General features: G+C 46.2%; 14 protein-coding genes. 12 read left to right on the top strand and 2 right to left on the bottom strand.

Features of this window, described 5'->3' with window-relative positions:
• Nucleotides 1-123 precede the first annotated feature (123 nt).
• The 6 genes from MNQ98_RS07720 to MNQ98_RS07740 all read left to right on the top strand — a co-directional run bounded on the left by MNQ98_RS07720 (nt 124) and on the right by MNQ98_RS07740 (nt 7185).
• Complete coding sequence (locus MNQ98_RS07720; protein WP_241932654.1) at nt 124-2346, top strand: anaerobic ribonucleoside triphosphate reductase; 2223 nt, start codon at nt 124-126, stop codon at nt 2344-2346.
• Complete coding sequence (nrdG, locus tag MNQ98_RS07725) at nt 2343-2843, top strand: anaerobic ribonucleoside-triphosphate reductase activating protein (RefSeq protein WP_241932655.1); 501 nt, start codon at nt 2343-2345, stop codon at nt 2841-2843. Before MNQ98_RS07720 ends, nrdG begins: the two co-directional genes overlap by 4 nt.
• A 259-nt stretch (nt 2844-3102) precedes the next feature.
• Nucleotides 3103-3717: an RNA polymerase sigma factor gene (locus MNQ98_RS07730; protein WP_241932656.1), complete on the top strand. Its 615-nt coding sequence runs from the start codon at nt 3103-3105 to the stop codon at nt 3715-3717.
• Nucleotides 3623-4759: a hypothetical protein gene (locus MNQ98_RS07735; RefSeq protein ID WP_241932657.1), complete on the top strand. Its 1137-nt coding sequence runs from the start codon at nt 3623-3625 to the stop codon at nt 4757-4759. Before MNQ98_RS07730 ends, MNQ98_RS07735 begins: the two co-directional genes overlap by 95 nt.
• A gap of 83 nt (nt 4760-4842) precedes the next feature.
• The gene (locus MNQ98_RS29695) at nt 4843-4947 is read left to right on the top strand and encodes a DUF3502 domain-containing protein (RefSeq protein WP_347272244.1); all 105 of its coding nucleotides are present in this window, start codon (nt 4843-4845) and stop codon (nt 4945-4947) included.
• A gap of 525 nt (nt 4948-5472) precedes the next feature.
• Nucleotides 5473-7185 (top strand): ABC transporter ATP-binding protein, encoded by a 1713-nt coding sequence (locus MNQ98_RS07740; RefSeq protein ID WP_241932658.1) that lies wholly within the window; start codon nt 5473-5475, stop codon nt 7183-7185.
• Between the two features lie 106 nt (nt 7186-7291).
• Here the strand turns inward: MNQ98_RS07740 and MNQ98_RS07745 are convergent, their stop codons facing one another.
• A complete protein-coding gene (locus tag MNQ98_RS07745; protein ID WP_241932659.1) occupies nt 7292-8041 on the bottom strand; it encodes a hypothetical protein in 750 nt (249 codons plus the stop codon).
• 72 nt (nt 8042-8113) lie between these two features.
• Entirely contained in the window at nt 8114-9229 is a 1116-nt protein-coding gene (gene mnmA, locus MNQ98_RS07750) for a tRNA 2-thiouridine(34) synthase MnmA (RefSeq protein WP_241932660.1), read from the bottom strand.
• 281 nt (nt 9230-9510) lie between these two features.
• Here mnmA and cymR point away from each other — a divergent pair, with 281 nt between their 5' ends.
• The 6 genes from cymR (at nt 9511) to alaS (ending at nt 16274) form a co-directional block, all read left to right on the top strand.
• Nucleotides 9511-9930 (top strand): cysteine metabolism transcriptional regulator CymR, encoded by a 420-nt coding sequence (gene cymR / locus MNQ98_RS07755; RefSeq protein WP_208915246.1) that lies wholly within the window; start codon nt 9511-9513, stop codon nt 9928-9930.
• 10 nt (nt 9931-9940) lie between these two features.
• Nucleotides 9941-11086, top strand: coding sequence for a cysteine desulfurase family protein (locus MNQ98_RS07760; protein ID WP_241932661.1), 1146 nt, complete (start codon nt 9941-9943; stop codon nt 11084-11086).
• A 145-nt stretch (nt 11087-11231) separates the two neighbouring features.
• Nucleotides 11232-11753: a PRC-barrel domain-containing protein gene (locus tag MNQ98_RS07765; RefSeq protein WP_241932662.1), complete on the top strand. Its 522-nt coding sequence runs from the start codon at nt 11232-11234 to the stop codon at nt 11751-11753.
• Nucleotides 11754-11765: 12 nt separating this feature from the next.
• Nucleotides 11766-11978, top strand: coding sequence for a hypothetical protein (locus MNQ98_RS07770; protein ID WP_208915238.1), 213 nt, complete (start codon nt 11766-11768; stop codon nt 11976-11978).
• A 180-nt stretch (nt 11979-12158) separates the two neighbouring features.
• Nucleotides 12159-13226, top strand: coding sequence for an AI-2E family transporter (locus tag MNQ98_RS07775; RefSeq protein WP_241932663.1), 1068 nt, complete (start codon nt 12159-12161; stop codon nt 13224-13226).
• Between the two features lie 420 nt (nt 13227-13646).
• Nucleotides 13647-16274, top strand: a complete 2628-nt coding sequence (gene alaS / locus MNQ98_RS07780) for an alanine--tRNA ligase (RefSeq protein WP_241932664.1) — start codon at nt 13647-13649, stop codon at nt 16272-16274.
• Nucleotides 16275-16402: the final 128 nt, after the last annotated feature.

The following is a 16402-nucleotide window of genomic DNA, read 5'->3' on the forward strand; positions in this document are numbered from 1 at the left end:
GAAGCATGTATTCCGCAGACTTGCGGCAGCATGCTTCTTTTATTATTCACTTCAATCGTACCGCACACCGTGAGGGGTTGATGAATACACCTGTATAGGTATTTGCCATAGGAGGAATTTGTGATGAAGGTGACCAAGAGGGACGGAACATGTGTGGCGTTTGAAGTTACACGGATTATAAGTGCAGTGAGTAAAGCTTTTCAGGCTACTGAAGGAACTTCCAGAAATGAGGAATCGTCCCGGATCGGTCTATTGGTGGAAGCTGAAACAGCTGGCTTGGAGCAAATGTCTGTGGAAGAAATACAGGACCTTGTCATACATTTTTTGAATGAAACTGGTTATAAGCAAACAGCTGAAGCTTATACAGAGTACCGTGAGGCACGTGACAGAGAACGCATAATGCGCGGAGAGCTGTACAAGATCAGCACCAACGTTATCGGTGTTAAGGATCTGGATCTGCTTCGGGAAAATGCCAATTTGAACGGTGAATCATTCAGTGGGAAAATGAGCCGGATCGGATCGGAATATGCCAAGTGGATGGCGACCAGTTTTATGCTGCCAAAACCGTTGAACGAGGCTGTGAAAAACGGATATGTATATGTGCATGACTTAGATCAATATGCACTCGGAACGACTAATTGTATTTTCATTCCATTTGATCGGCTGCTGGCAAACGGCTTTAATACGGGGAACGGTTCGGTCCGTCCTCCACAAAGCATCATGACCGCTATGGCACTGGTAGCCATCATATTTCAGTCTCAGCAGAACAGTCAGTTCGGCGGGGTATCTGGCAATAAAATAGATTGGGATTTGGCGCCTTACGTGGGTAAGTCCTTCCGTAAACATTTTCGAAAAGGGCTTTCTTATTTCAGTGAAGGCGACATGAACTTAGGAAAAGACATTTCGGATTTGGATCTGCATATGGATAACCACTCGCTTGAAGAGATTTATCCTCGTACATATAAGTTTGCATATGAAGAGACTATAAACGAGACCAAGCAAGCCGCGGAATCTCTGATCCATAATTTGAACACGATGAGCAGTCGGGCAGGGGGGCAAATTCCGTTTACCTCGTTAAATTACGGGATGTGCACTTCTACAGAGGGAAGATTAGTTTCTCATGCACTTCTTGACGCTACCATGAGAGGACTTGGACGTGGAGAGACACCGATATTCCCGCAGCATATATTTCAATGTAAAAACGGGATAAATCAGGCGGAAGGTGATCCGAACTACGATCTGTTCCTTAAAGCGGTAGAGTGCTCCAGTCGCCGCTTATATCCAAATTTTGTAAATGTGGATGCATCGTTCAATCTTCCCTATTACCGCCCGGAAGATCCAGATACGATCATTGCGACTATGGGATGCCGTACACGAACGATCTCGGACCGTTTCGGCAGAAATCGGTTGAGCGGGAAAGGGAATTTGTCTTTTAACACGATCAACCTCGTACGGCTTGGGATTGAGCATGGCATAGTAATGGATAAGCGACAAGATCCAGATATGAGCGGATTTTTCGAAAGTTTGGAACGTTATATGAAGATTGCAGTGGAAGGATTGATCCACCGGTATGAAATTCAAGCCAAGCAGCCGGCAAAGGCTTCGGATTTTATGATGCGTGAGGGGGTCTGGGAAGGTGGGGAGAAGCTTGCCCCAGACGATGCGGTCGCAGAACTTATTAAACACGGATCGTTGGCACTTGGTTTTATTGGTCTTGCGGAGTGTTTGAAAGCTTTAACAGGACAACATCATGGCGAAGACGAGATGGTTAGAAAGATGGCGCTCGATATCGTTGGAAGGATGCGTGCTTACTGTGATGCCATGAGCGAGCAGTATGATTTGAATATTACGCTTTTTGCCACTCCAGCAGAAGGGCTGTCCGGAAAATTCACAAAGCTGGATCGAACCACATTTGGCAGTATACCGGGTGTAACCGACCGGGAGTACTATACGAATTCATTTCATATTCCCGTGTATCATCCAGCCGCTGCTTTTCAGAAGGTTCAATGGGAAGCACCATTCCATAAGCTGTGTAATGCGGGTGCGATCTCGTATGTAGAGCTTGACGGCAACGCACGGCAAAATACGGCTGCATTCCGGAATATAGTCCAATTTGCGCTTAAACAAGACATTGGTTATTTTTCCGTTAATCATCCATTGGATCGGTGTCCTGTCTGTGATTACGAAGGAATTATCGGTGCATCTTGCCCAGAATGCGGGGTCGAGGAGGACAAGGTGCTGTTCCATCGTCTACGCAGAGTAACAGGTTATTTAACGGGCAACTATACGGAGCGATTCAATTCAGCCAAACAGGCTGAAGTTAAGGATCGGGTTAAACACCGATGAACATATGCGGCTATATACCGGAAAGCATTAATGAAGGCCAAGGAGTCCGTGCCGTTCTGTTTGTCAGCGGCTGCCGTCATGCTTGTGCCGGGTGCTTCAATACGGCTTCATGGGATTTTGAAGCTGGGGAACCCTTCACTGATGAGTTGAAAACTCGAATTCTAGAGGAAATTGCATGTAATCCTTTGCTGGAAGGAGTTACGTTGTGCGGTGGAGATCCCTTTTTCTCAGCGGAGGAATGCATTAGTTTTCTGTCTGACTTCCGGGAGTGCTGTCCTGATAAAAATGTATGGGCTTATACAGGTTTTACCTTTGAGGCGGTTATGAGACAGCCGAAGCTAAGGCAGCTGGCGCTTCTGTGTGATGTTATTGTTGACGGTAAGTTTATACAACGGGAGAGAGATACTTCATTATCATTTCGTGGAAGCCGGAATCAGCGTCTGGTAAATGTTGCTTCAAGTGTGGAGAAAGGCTGCGTGGTGGAAGTTTCCCTATGATGGAAAGGTCTGAAAACAATAAAGAGGCATGCCCTTCAGGTTACTAGAACCTGTAAGGGGCATGCCTCTTTCGTATGTTGATGCATAGAAACACCGGGATTACCGGTGTTTTTTCGGTTATCAATCACTTATGGTCACCAGGTGGCCAATAACTTATGCTCGAAATAGGATAATTTTTATCGTTTTAATTCAATTTGTGAACCAAGTGCAAGGTGATGACAATGTATAGTTGAATGATCATTCGGAAAGGAGAACCTCATTGGATATTGATGAATTCAGCAATTTTGTGAATATGTATGGAAAAGCCGTATACGGGTTTTGTTACCGCTTAGCCGGAAATAAAACGGATGCGGATGATCTGTATCAGGAAACGTTTCTAAAGGCGATGGAGATGCTCCACAAATTGGACGCCAATCATAATCCGAAGTCATATCTGATCTCTATTGCCATCCGCTTGCACAAAAACCATCGGCGGAAATGGGCCCGGAGACAAAGGATAATGCCCAGCGTTGAGTTCAAAGAGGCTGTGGACAAGTTTTGCGATGGAGTAGAAGCTGGGAAACCGGAGGAAGCGGCGCTATCCGGCGAGCTCAGCCGTATTATCCGTGCAGCCGCAGACAACCTGAACGATAGGTTGAGAATTCCGCTTTATTTGTACTATACCGCAGACATGTCCGTTGAAGAAATTGCGGAGATGCTGAAAATTCCCAAGGGAACCGTAAAAAGCAGACTATTTTTAGCGCGTAAAGCCATGAAAAAGCAATTGGAGGTTGAATCAGATGAAGGAATCCGAGGAGTGGGACCATCTGCTAAAAAATGCTCTGGTTTCCGAGAAGGAGCCGGAAGAGATTCTGAACCAAGCCATCATCCGTAAATATAAGGAGAGAGGAAGAATGAGACACGCTAAACGAAAAAAGCTTACCGTCGGGATAGTAGTTGCTTCAGTCACGCTCGCCCTGTCCATGACGGCTTTTGCAGCTGCGCAATTATTCAACGCCAACCAAGTAGCAGAGCATTTGAAAGAGACGAAGTTGGCCCAAGCCTTTGATAGCCGTGATGCGATCGAAGTCAACCAGTCTGCTGATGCCAAAGACTACCGTTTTACCCTCCATGGAATCGTTTCAGGAGCGGGACTCAAGGAATTGGCGAATGGTGCGGAGGGCTTCAATGCCGACCGAACTTATGCCGTCGTTTCCATCGCGAGACAAGATGGTTCTGCCATACCGTCGACGGCGGATCCGGAATACGGTAAGGAAGCGTTTTTTGTTTCACCGCTTATTAAAGGTCAGAAGCCTTGGGCAGTTAATATCGTGACGATGAATGGTGGCTACAGTGAATTTGTGGCTGATGGCATTATGTATAGGTTGATCGAATGCGACGATATAGAAATGTTCGCGGACAGAGGAGTGTATCTGGCGATCGCCAGCGGCACAAGTTTCTATAGCAATGATGCCTTTGTTTTTCAAGAAAACACAGGCAGTATTCTTCCCAAAGCCGATTATGAGGGAGCCGCTCTTTTGTTTGATCTGCCTTTGGACCCAACCAAGGCGGACCGTGCCAAGGCGGATGCTTATCTTCGTGAATTGACGGATGAACCTGCAACATCTTCCGCTATACCCAGTGACAAGACTGAATCGGAATTGGCGGATGAAATCGAAGATATGAAAAGGAAAATACCGGAAGGCACGCTCATTCCCGAATCCGTCATAGAAGTGACGCTGAAAGAGGGAGGCAACATTTTTTATGAGTATAACGATTGGAGCGTGACAATCCCCTTACAGCAGTTGTTCTTGGAAGGGCAGACAGGATATTCCGAGAGCGTCCATTTCAGCGGGGATGGAGCAGAGTATAAAGCGCTTCAATTCTATAGAGATGAGAAGGGCTTTATTACTGGAAGAATAACGATTTTGCCATAGGTATGCCGGATATACGTCTGTCAACTCAAAAAACGTAAGCATCACACAGGAAGCTCACAAGCTGACCCCTAGCGAATTCTTCTATGAATGGATGTTTAGAAACCAAACAGAAACTAAAAGCAGCCGGCATTGATGAATACGTAGCGGAGATCCAGCGTCAGTTAGATGAGTTTTTGGCTGGTAAATAGTAAATAAGTAGAAGGAAGCTGTGCTCATAAATGAGGGAGCTCGTAATACCATAGAGATCATGTATGGAAAACCTTGAAGCTTGCGACATTCGCGGCTTTTTTTCTTTTAATTCGTTTATGTACTATAGGGTTTGGCAGCAAACCTATAAAACGTTTTACACTAAATTTGACTATTTTGGAACAAAACATGGAGGTGACATATGGTAACATTATAATGAATTGTATTCCATTATGGACTAGACAGGATAGAGAGGGCGAAAATTGTGGTCTCAAATGTAATTGCTTTTATCGTAATAACTGGCTGCCGTATAGATTTCACAGAAAAGAAGTCACCATAGGGAGTTGGTTGAAAATTTCGCAATTTCATCTTGATAATGACAATCATTATCATTAATATAAAATGGTATTGTAATTTATTCTGCCTATGATTCAATACAATATAGATGCCCTAAGGGGAAGGAGCGTAACAACACTGCGTCACGTCCACCATGTTAAGAAAATGTATGTTTAGGAGAGAGGAAAAGAATGCTTAGAAGGTTTTTCTCGTATTATCGTCCGCATCGAAGGTTATTTATTATTGATTTTACTTGCGCCGTCTTCGTCGCGATCCTGGAATTGGCGTTTCCCGTAGCTGTTCAATCTTTTATCGATAAGCTTTTACCCACCGGGAATTGGTCGATGATCATAACGGTCAGTATCAGTCTGCTGCTCTTTTACATACTAAGCACGTTCATGCAGTATGTCGTCAATTATTGGGGGCACAAGCTTGGCATTAATATCGAGACCGATATGAGACAAGAGCTATTTCAGCAGTATCAGCGTCAATCCTTCAAGTTCTATAACGATCGCAAGACAGGGCATCTCATGAGCCGGATTACGAACGACCTGATGGATATCGGCGAATTGGCGCACCATGGTCCGGAGGATTTATTCATTGCTATTATGACATTCTTCGGTTCCTTCTTCATCATGCTGCAAATTAATGTTCAATTGGCTCTGATCTCAATCTTCATCTTCCCGTTCCTGCTAATATTGATTCTGATCACGAATATGAGGATGAATAAAGCTTGGAAGAGAATGTATGCGGAAGTGGCGGAAGTTAACGCACGCGTGGAAGACAGCGTATCTGGTGTTCGAGTTGTGCAATCTTTTACGAACGAAAAGCACGAGGTTTCACTGTTCACCAAAAACAATCTTAAGTTCAGATCGGCCAAGCTTCAAGGTTACAAGGTTATGTCATTCAGTTTGTCAGGCGTCTACATTCTCACGCGTTTAATAACGTTGCTCGTATTGATCTATGGCTCATGGATGGTATACCAAGGAACGCTTACGAATGGGGAACTGGTCGCCTTCATTTTATACGTCAACATTCTCTTTAAGCCCGTCGATAAGATCGCGGCGCTGATGGAGATGTATCCGAAAGGAATGGCCGGCTTCAAACGGTTCACGGAAATGATGGACCTCGAGCCGGACGTGCAAAATGGCAAAAACGCCAAGGCTGTATCCTCCCTGCGGGGCGATATCCGGTTCGATAACGTCAGCTTCGCTTACAATGATAAACAGAACGTGCTGGATTCCATATCTTTCGAAGTAGATGCAGGGGAAACCGTAGCCTTCGTCGGACCTTCCGGGGCTGGAAAAACCACGATCTCGCAGCTGATTCCGAGATTCTATGACGTAACTGGGGGAAGCCTCACGATAGACGGGATCGATGTGCGCGAGATGACCAAAGAATCTTTGCGTGCACAGATCGGAATCGTACAGCAGGATGTTTTCTTATTTACGGGTACGTTAAGGGAGAATATTGCTTATGGCAAGCTAAGCGCGACTGAGGAAGAAATCCTGGAAGCTGCGCATAAAGCCAACTTAACCGAGATGATCAGGCAACTGCCGGATGGACTCGATACTCAGATCGGTGAGAGAGGGTTGAAGCTATCTGGTGGACAGAAACAAAGGATTTCCATCGCCAGAACGTTCTTAAAGAATCCGACGATCTTGATCCTGGATGAAGCCACTTCTGCGCTGGATACCGAGACGGAGATGATCATTCAGGAGGCGTTGTCTGAATTAGCAGTAAATCGGACGACAATCATTATCGCCCATCGTTTATCTACGATTAAGAAAGCGGATCGTATCTATGTCGTAACGAACGAAGGCATCGCAGAAGAAGGCAACCATCAAGAATTAATTAATCAGGACGGGATCTTCGCCAGACTGCATGCTGCACAATTTCATTAATTTATAGCTGAGAATCAGTAAATACTAGAGGCAGTCGATGAATTGAATCGGCTGCCCTTTTTAATGATTATAAGACACCATTTGGTGTCTTATAATCAAAGCGTCACTAAATTTTCCTCTCTATTTCCCCGAGATCCGGCAGGCCGCGCCATTTACCGGATCGTTTGATCTTTTCCGAAAGTACGGTTGCGCTAGCAATATAATGCTTCAAAAATCGCGAATACGCCGACGACTGCGGCACACCGAGAACGATCATCGTCACGGAAGTTCCTTTATCCGCCAGCAGAGCGCATTGCCGACGATCCAAAGGAAGTCGAGCACAGTAATGACAAGCACGGCTTGCAGGAGAAACAATGCTCCTGAATGCGGTCCAAACGAGAAATGCGACGAATACGAGCAGGAAAACCCCAGTTTCGACCAAGCCGGTTCTACTGTCCAATCCAGTCCATTCGGCGACATACCCGGGGAAGAACAACAACAGCAGCCCGCATGCCCCGGACGAAACGGAATTCGTCAGCAGAATTTTGCGGATGAAAATTTTTCCTACCTGCGTTATGGTCCATTTGGTTTCATATTTACAACTGCCAAAACCATACTTTTCACTGCCGTTTGGTGCCAATCTTGCGTATTTTTCGGTCAGCAAAAAAATAGCGGTTGTTTTCTTGGGTATACCCAAGGAAACAACCGCCATCCATGTTATCGTTATTGCGCCTTGATAAGGGCATTTTTTTCCTACAGACTTGTCGCTATAAGACACACGCCAGCGTTCTGCCAATTGTAGCAGGTGCGCAGTGCTATAAGCTGGGCCGCTTGGCTGTAGGGCATCAATACGGCCGCCCCAAAACCGAGCGAGCAAACAATTACGCCGAGACCGGACAGCAATAGCCGAACGTTTCTTGCATTTTGCCTGTCAAAGTCGGAAAGGCGTTTACGCTTGATAGGGCACTTTCTCAGCGTATTCTATCGTTCCACCACCGAGGCATTCCTCACCTTGGTAGAACACAACGGCTTGCCCGGGTGTAATGGCTTTTTGTGGTTGATTGAAAGCCACATGAAGTGTTCCGTCTTCTCTTGGAGTCACGGTGACCTGCTGATCCGGTTGACGGTAGCGGAATTTCGCCATGCAGGTGAAAGAATCATTGGGCATAGCTTCTTCACCCGCAATCCAGTTGATTCCAGAGGCGATTAAGCCGGTGGAATAGAGACTCGGATGATCACCCTGTACAACATAGAGTACATTGGATTGCAAATCTTTATCGGCAACAAACCATGGCTCACCGGAACCTGAACCACCAATGCCGAGTCCTTGGCGCTGTCCAAGGGTATAATACATTAAGCCGTCGTGATGGCCTTTGACTTCACCTGTAACAACATCCACCATATCCCCGCCCTGTGCCGGAAGATAGTGGCCTAGGAATTCTTTGAAATTACGCTCGCCGATAAAGCAAACACCTGTGCTGTCTTTTTTCTTGGCCGTATAAAGACCGGCTTCCTCAGCGAGACGGCGGACTTCCGGCTTAGGTAGATGCCCGATCGGGAACATCGTCTTGGATAGCTGCTCCTGATTCAGCGCGTTCAGGAAGTAGGTTTGGTCTTTGTTGTTGTCCACACCGCGAATTAGACGGAATTTGCCGTCTTCTTTCACGACACGTGCATAGTGTCCTGTAGCTACATAATCGGCCCCAAGATCCAGAGCCTTGTTTAAAAATTCACCGAATTTAATTTCCCGGTTGCACATCACATCCGGATTCGGTGTTCTACCAGCCTTATATTCATCAAGAAAATAGGAAAATACTTTATCAAAGTATTCCTTTTCAAAATTGACGGTATAGTAAGGGATATCGAGTTGCTCACATACACGGCGGACATCTTCCGCGTCCGCTTCGGCCGTGCAGTAGCCGAGTTCATCGGTGTCGTCCCAGTTTTTCATAAAGATGCCGATCACTTCATAACCCTGCTGTTTCAGCAGCAGTGCTGTTACGGAGGAATCGACTCCCCCGGACATGCCGACAACGATACGTGTGTTTTGTTTATCTTTTGACATCGCTATCACCATTTTCGTATTGAATTGTGCCCATGGACGTATTTTATCACAACCCGGCTTACTTCACACGCCCGGTTTTGTCCACCTCAGGAGAACATTTTTAAAAAATAGCCATGGATTATTACCCATAGGGGCTGTGCTTATGTTACCATATGCACAGGGGATTGATCGGAATAGAGAGATTATATGACATAACGTAAAATTACAGCCCATTTTCCGCCTCAAACCAACAAAACAGATGAGAAATATCATATATACTAATTTCGAGAGAGGTGTCACCTTTGAAGATTTCAACTAAAGGAAGGTACGGATTGACGATTATGATGGAGTTGGCCGCCAGATTTGGTGAAGGGCCGACTTCCCTTAAAAGCATAGCTGAGAAAAATCAATTGTCCGAGCATTATTTGGAGCAGTTAATTGCTCCGCTCCGTAATGCGGGCTTGGTAAAGAGTATTCGTGGTGCCTATGGCGGCTATATTCTGTCTCGCGAGCCTGTTAGTATTACGGCGGGTGATGTGATACGTGTACTGGAGGGTCCGATTTCTCCTGTAGATTTCACAGAAGAAGATGATCCGGCCAAACGCGATCTGTGGTTGCGAATCCGCGATAGCATCGCTGAGGTGCTTGATTCCACTACCCTTGATAATCTGATCAACTACCAGGAACAGTCCGCTGCGGACAATTACATGTTCTATATTTAGGTGAAGAGATATGAAATCGATATATTTAGACCACGCCGCTTCATCGCCGGTTCATCCGGAAGTAGCGGAAGAGATGATGCGCGTTATGACAAGCCAATATGGCAATGCTTCTAGTGTTCATTCCTACGGGAGAGAAGCTAAAAGAAAGGTTAGCGGGTCGCGAGATGAAATTGCGGCCCTTTTGGGGGCTTTGACGGACGAGCTGGTGTTTACGGCTGGCGGGACAGAGAGTGACAATCTGGCAATTTTCGGTACGCTGGAAGCGCTGGGGCTTCAGGGCAAACATGTTATTACCTCTGTGATTGAGCACCATGCGGTACTTCATACTTGTGAGGAGCTTGAGAAGAGAGGCTGCGAAGTCACTTATGTGCCTGTAGACAGTGAAGGCCGCGTTTCCGTGGAGGAGATTTCCGGGGCAATTCGGGACAATACTGTCCTGATTACGATTATGTTTGGCAACAATGAAGTAGGAACCATCCAACCGATTCGGGAGATTGGTGAGCTTGCCCGTAGCAAAGGAATACTTTTTCATACGGACGCTGTTCAAGCACTGGGCTCCGAGTATATTTCCTGCAAGGAATTTCCGGTGGATCTCTGGAGCTTCTCCGCGCATAAGATCAATGGTCCCCAAGGGATCGGTGCTCTTGTAGTGAAAAGGGGTACTCCGTTATCCCCAAGGCTGTTCGGAGGACTTCAGGAGAAAAAACGGCGAGCTGGAACAGAAAATATGGCCGGTATAGCCGGGTTTGCAAAAGCTGTACAATTGGCCGTACAAGGATTGGATGAGCGGAGAGCACATTACACCAAGCTACGTGAGACACTTATTGAAGGACTTCGTCATGAAATCGGACAGGATGCCTTTGTTGTGAATGGACACCCTGAGTTTTATATGCCTCAAATTTTAAATATCAGCTTTCCTGAAATCAGTACGGAGACGTTGCTGATGAACTTGGATATGGAAGGAATTGCTGCAGCTAGCGGCTCTGCCTGCACTTCAGGCTCTCTCGAAATATCCCATGTACTCCAGGCAATGAAGCTTTCTGAAGATGTTTTGCGTTCCGCGATTCGTTTTAGTTTTGGTTTGGGTAATACTACTCAAGAAATGGAGTACACAGCTCAAAAAATTGGAACCATCCTAAAACGGCTGCGTAAATAAATGCTAAGGGATTTCTCTTTCATGGATTAGGGGGTATGAGTTCTTCCATTTCATCCTTTGAAGACGGTCACGGTTCAGCAGGCAATAGCGTTTTACCGGAGTCCGTTTTCCAAATGATTATAGGGTGAGGAGGTGTCCGTGCATCATGAAACTCCAAGAAATGATTGGACTGGCTGTATTCGACGTGGAGAGTGGCAAGGAAATTGGCAAAATCCACGATTTTATACTAGATAATAATTGGTTAATCACCGGGCTGGAGCTCGAAGGCAAAGCACTTTTTTCCTCTCATGTGAAAACCGTCTCATGGGCAGATATTGCAGCTTATGGAGAAGACGCTGTAATGATCCGAAGTGAAAAGGCTGTTCAAAAAACGGGCGCCGATGATATACCGTTTACGTACCTTTTGGGCCGCCGGAAATTGAAAGAGATGCAGGTACTGACAGAGGACGGCGTTTTGCTCGGACGCATCTCTGATGTTTATTTTGAGCAAGAACAGGGCAATACAATACTAGGATTGGAAATTTCCGACGGTTTTGTATCAGATTTAATTGAAGGTCGCAAATGGCTGCCTTGTACAACGGAAATGGCGATCGGAGAAAATGCTGTCATGGTGCCTCCGATGAGCGAACAGCGTCTGGAAAAAGCCATTAATTCTGTGAACGGATAGGGTGAGGATAGGATGAAATGTCCAAATTGTAGTTCTAAGGATATCGGGAAGATCGGTTCCCATCAATTTTACTGTTGGGGCTGCTTTATCGAACTGACAGTAAATGGAGAGAAAATGTCTGTCTACCAGGTTGAGGAAGACGGCACGCTTAGCTCGCTAGATGATTTGTTTTTCGGTGAAGAATTCCAGCAAGATTTCCCTTCTCATATGCACGCATCGAATTAATTTTGCGTACATATAAGTGAGCAATGTAAGAGACTCTCGCTTCCTGCCGACTGGCGGGACGAGAGTCTTTTTTGAATTTGGGACAAGTATAAGCTGTGTTTGCGCAAGAATGTAAGATTAATTTAGGGAGCTCGTACATATACTTACAGGGTAAGTTAGTCCGAAAGGAGAGATTGCCCTGTGGAACAACTGACGGCGAATAAGTGGTTCCGTTTCTTGATCTGGCTGCTGCTCGGACTTATCGCCCTCTACTTTGTATGGCTCCTGCGGCCGTTGTTTCTGGACATTTACCGTTTTTTGAAGGCAGTGCTGGCCCCGTTTCTGGTAGCTATGATCATATCTTATGTGCTGAATCCTATCGTATGCATGCTGTCAGATCGCAAGGTTCCGAGGAGCATCGCTGTACTTCTAATATATGCTGTTTTCCTGACCTGTTTAGCCGTTATTCTGATCAATATGATTCCGATGCTGATCCGGCAGCTCGAAGAGCTTAATGAACATCTGCCTGAGTTTACGATGCATGCCCAAAGTTTGATGACGAATCTGGATAGCAAGCTGCTTCCTCCTGGCATCCGAACGGGAATGAACAGCTGGTTTTTTCATATGGAAACGCGGCTGGCTGACGGGATATCGGGCTTTATGGACAATATCGGGACTACGATCAACATGTTGTTTAATGTGTTTATCATTCCTTTTCTGATCTTTTACATATTAAAAGACTTTGAGGTGTTCCAGCGAACGGCAGTATCCTATCTGCCCCGCAGCCGGAGGAAAGCCATCGTTACTCTGATTAAGGAAATTGACACCGCGCTAGGCAATTATGTTCGTGGACAATTTCTGGTCTGCCTTATCATTGGGGTGTTCGCATATATCGGTTATATGGTGATTGGCATGCCTTATGCGCTTCTGTTCGCCAGCATTGTTGCCATATTTAATATTGTGCCATACCTGGGTCCATTTCTGGGAGCGGCGCCTGCACTTTTGATGGCTTCAACGATATCTTGGAAAATGGTGCTTCTTGTCGCGACAGTAAACTTGATCTGCCAGCTGCTGGAGAGCAACGTCATTTCTCCTCAGGTGGTCGGACGCAAGCTGCATTTGCATCCGCTGTTGATCATTTTTGCCCTCCTTGTTGGCGGGCAGCTTGCCGGCACGGTAGGTCTCATTCTGGCCGTCCCTGTTTTCGCGGTAATGAAGGTATTACTGCAGCATTTTTTCGCTTATTACGTAAGACGTAAAAGTGGCTGATTTACTTGACTCTGACATGCATTGACAGATAGTTTAGGCATCGATATACTTGAAAATATTAGAGTCCATATGATTTGAAATCGATGAGGAAATAAAGTAGGCTGGTGCTTCTTTCCCAGAGAACAGGTTCCTTCGGAATTACATTTCCGGGTGGCTGTGAGAACCTGAAAGCGTCGCGAGCCGAAAAGCTGATTTCCGAGTGTGAGACAAACTCACCGGGTGGCGCCCGTTATCAAGTCGATACAAGGCGATTACCTGATGAGTCAAGGACGATACATTTTCGTGTTTGACAGCATAAACAGGTGATAACCAGGGTGGTACCGCGAGACAATCGTCCCTGATATTTATTCAGGGGCTTTTTTTGTGTTCGGACTGTACTAACAGTAAGACCGAACAATATTGAAACTGGAGGCTATAATAATGAAAGCTAGTGAAATCCGCTCCAAATGGTTGGAGTTCTTTGCAGAAAAAGGCCATAAGATTGAGCCGAGCGCATCCCTTGTTCCACATAATGACCCATCTTTGCTGTGGATCAATGCCGGAATGGCACCACTTAAACCTTATTTCGATGGACGGGTGAAGCCGGACAATCCTCGTCTGGCGAACTCTCAGAAATGTATTCGTACGAATGATATTGAAAATATCGGAAAGACGCGCCGTCACCAAACTTTTTTTGAAATGCTGGGCAACTTCTCGATCGGGGACTACTTTAAGGAAGAAGTCATCACTTGGGCTTGGGAGTTCCTGACGGACAAAAAATGGATCGGTTTTGACCCGGAGCGCCTATCGGTGACCGTGTATCCTGAAGATGAAGAAGCCTTCAAGCTATGGAATGAGAAAATCGGCCTGCCAGAGAACCGTATCATTAAGCTAGAAGATAATTTTTGGGATATAGGGGAGGGCCCTTGCGGACCTTGTACGGAAATTTTTTATGACCGCGGCGAAGCTTACGGAAATGATTTTTCGGATCCAGAACTTTACCCAGGTGGAGAGAACGAACGTTATCTTGAAGTATGGAACCTTGTGTTCTCCCAATTTAACCATAACAAAGATGGCAGTTATACGCCGCTGCCGAACAAAAATATTGATACTGGTGCTGGTTTGGAGCGGTTCGCATCGATTCTGCAGAACGTGGAGTCAAATTTCGATACCGACCTGTTCCAGCCTTTGATTCAGGAAACGGCTGCGCTTGCCGGGATTAAATACAATGAAAATCCAGAATATGACCTTGCTCTGAAAGTCATTGCTGACCACATTCGTACGGTTGCGTTCGCTGTGGGTGACGGTGTAATGCCTTCCAATGAGGGACGTGGTTATGTTATCCGCCGTCTACTCCGCCGCGCTGTTCGCTATGGAAAGGTCATCGGTCTTGATAAGCCGTTTATGTACACATTGACTAAAACGGTTGGCGATATCATGGGCGTGTACTACCCAGAAGTGCTGGAGAAGCGCGAGTTTATTGAAAAGGTAATCGCTACGGAAGAAGAGCAGTTCCACAAGACGTTGTCTGATGGATTGAATATTTTGGCGAATATAAGCTCCCAAGCCAAGGAGCAAGGCAAAACGGAGATCAGCGGTACCGATGCGTTTAAATTGTATGACACATACGGCTTCCCATTCGACCTGACGGAGGATTATGCATCAGAACACGGGCTTACTGTTGACCGTGACGGTTTTGACGTCGCCATGAGAGAGCAGCGGGAACGTGGCAGAGAAGCACGCCATGAAATGGAAAGTATGAAGATTCAGGGCGGTGTGCTCTCCGATTACACGGTTAAAAGTGAATTTGTTGGATATAATGACACCGTTCAACAATCGAAAGTGCTAGCCATTGTTGTCGACGGCGAATTTGTTGATCACATTGGTGAGGGCCAGTCGAGTCAGGTTATTTTGGATTCCACTCCGTTCTATGCGGAGAGCGGCGGACAGGTTAGCGACCAGGGGGTACTACAGAGTGATGGTGTGAGGGCGAGAGTTGAAGGTCTGTTCAAAGCGCCGCACGGACAGCATGTTCATCTTGTAACGGTGGAGTCCGGTGAATTAAAATCGAACGAAATCGTAAAAGCTGAAGTAGACCGCGAGAAACGTCTTGATATTATCAAGAACCATACGGCTACTCACCTTCTCCATAAGGCGCTGAAAGAAGTGCTTGGCGAGCATGTGAATCAGGCAGGCTCTCTTGTTGAGCCTCAGCGTCTGCGGTTTGACTTCTCTCATTTCGGAAGCATTACACCGGAGGAGCTATCCCGGATCGAGCAGCGTGTAAACGAGCAGATTTGGAAAGGGACAGCCGTTGTCATTGAAAACAAATCGATTGATGAAGCAAAAGCTATGGGCGCTATGGCGCTTTTTGGTGAAAAATATGGAGACGTTGTACGGGTCGTTCAGGTAGGAGATTACAGTCTTGAGCTTTGTGGCGGCTGCCATGTGGACAACACGTCTCAGATAGGTATCTTTAAATTGCTCGGCGAGAGCGGCATTGGGTCGGGGGTACGCCGGATTGAGGCTGTGACAGGCCGTTTTGCCTATGAGTTTATGGAAGGCCAACTGGATTTGCTTAGACAGTCCGCTGGCCTGCTCAAGAGCAATCTAAACGATGTCCCTAAACGGATCGAAGCACTGAACCAACAGGTGAAGGATCTCGGCCGTGAGAATGAATCCCTTCAAGGCAAGCTGAGTGCAATCGAAGCAGGTCAGCTTACAGACCGTGTCGTAACGGCAGGTAATACACAGCTTTTGGCTGCTGAAGTTCAGGTTGGCAGCATGGACGCTCTTCGTACGGTTGCTGATGAACTTAAAGGAAAGCTGCCTGAAGCTGTTATCGTACTTGGCGCCGTGTCCGGAGATAAAGTGAATTTTGTGGTAGCTGTACCTCAAGACCTTGTGAAAAAAGGTCTACATGCCGGTAAACTTGTCAAAGAAGTAGCGTCCGTCTGTGGCGGAGGCGGTGGAGGTCGTCCGGATATGGCTCAGGCAGGCGGTAAGGATGCTTCCAAAATCAAGGAGGCACTGAAGCGTGCTGAAGAGTTAGTTTCCCAAAGCGTGTAAGTTTAACGTTTTTGCCTTTAATTATTTGGAATCAGGTTTCCTTACAGGTTGAGGAATATGTTATGATAGAAGTAGATCAAGCTGGTAAATATTTATTCGACGAAGCATGTTTTAACATGTTCTTCGAA

This window comes from Paenibacillus sp. N3/727 (assembly GCF_022637315.1).
Classification (GTDB): Bacteria; Bacillota; Bacilli; order Paenibacillales; family Paenibacillaceae; genus Paenibacillus_AQ; species Paenibacillus_AQ uliginis.

Excerpts from the sequence above, each read along its gene's own strand:
- MNQ98_RS07740 (WP_241932658.1), top strand. The coding sequence starts at position 5,473 with ATGCTTAGAAGGTTTTTCTCGTATTATCGTCCGCATCGAAGGTTATTT.
- MNQ98_RS07770 (WP_208915238.1), top strand. The coding sequence starts at position 11,766 with ATGAAATGTCCAAATTGTAGTTCTAAGGATATCGGGAAGATCGGTTCC.
- MNQ98_RS07765 (WP_241932662.1), top strand. The coding sequence starts at position 11,232 with ATGAAACTCCAAGAAATGATTGGACTGGCTGTATTCGACGTGGAGAGT.
- alaS (WP_241932664.1), top strand. The coding sequence starts at position 13,647 with ATGAAAGCTAGTGAAATCCGCTCCAAATGGTTGGAGTTCTTTGCAGAA.
- MNQ98_RS07760 (WP_241932661.1), top strand. The coding sequence starts at position 9,941 with ATGAAATCGATATATTTAGACCACGCCGCTTCATCGCCGGTTCATCCG.
- MNQ98_RS07735 (WP_241932657.1), top strand. The coding sequence starts at position 3,623 with ATGAAGGAATCCGAGGAGTGGGACCATCTGCTAAAAAATGCTCTGGTT.
- nrdG (WP_241932655.1), top strand. The coding sequence starts at position 2,343 with ATGAACATATGCGGCTATATACCGGAAAGCATTAATGAAGGCCAAGGA.
- MNQ98_RS07720 (WP_241932654.1), top strand. The coding sequence starts at position 124 with ATGAAGGTGACCAAGAGGGACGGAACATGTGTGGCGTTTGAAGTTACA.
- MNQ98_RS29695 (WP_347272244.1), top strand. The coding sequence starts at position 4,843 with ATGAATGGATGTTTAGAAACCAAACAGAAACTAAAAGCAGCCGGCATT.
- mnmA (WP_241932660.1), bottom strand. The coding sequence starts at position 9,229 with ATGTCAAAAGATAAACAAAACACACGTATCGTTGTCGGCATGTCCGGG.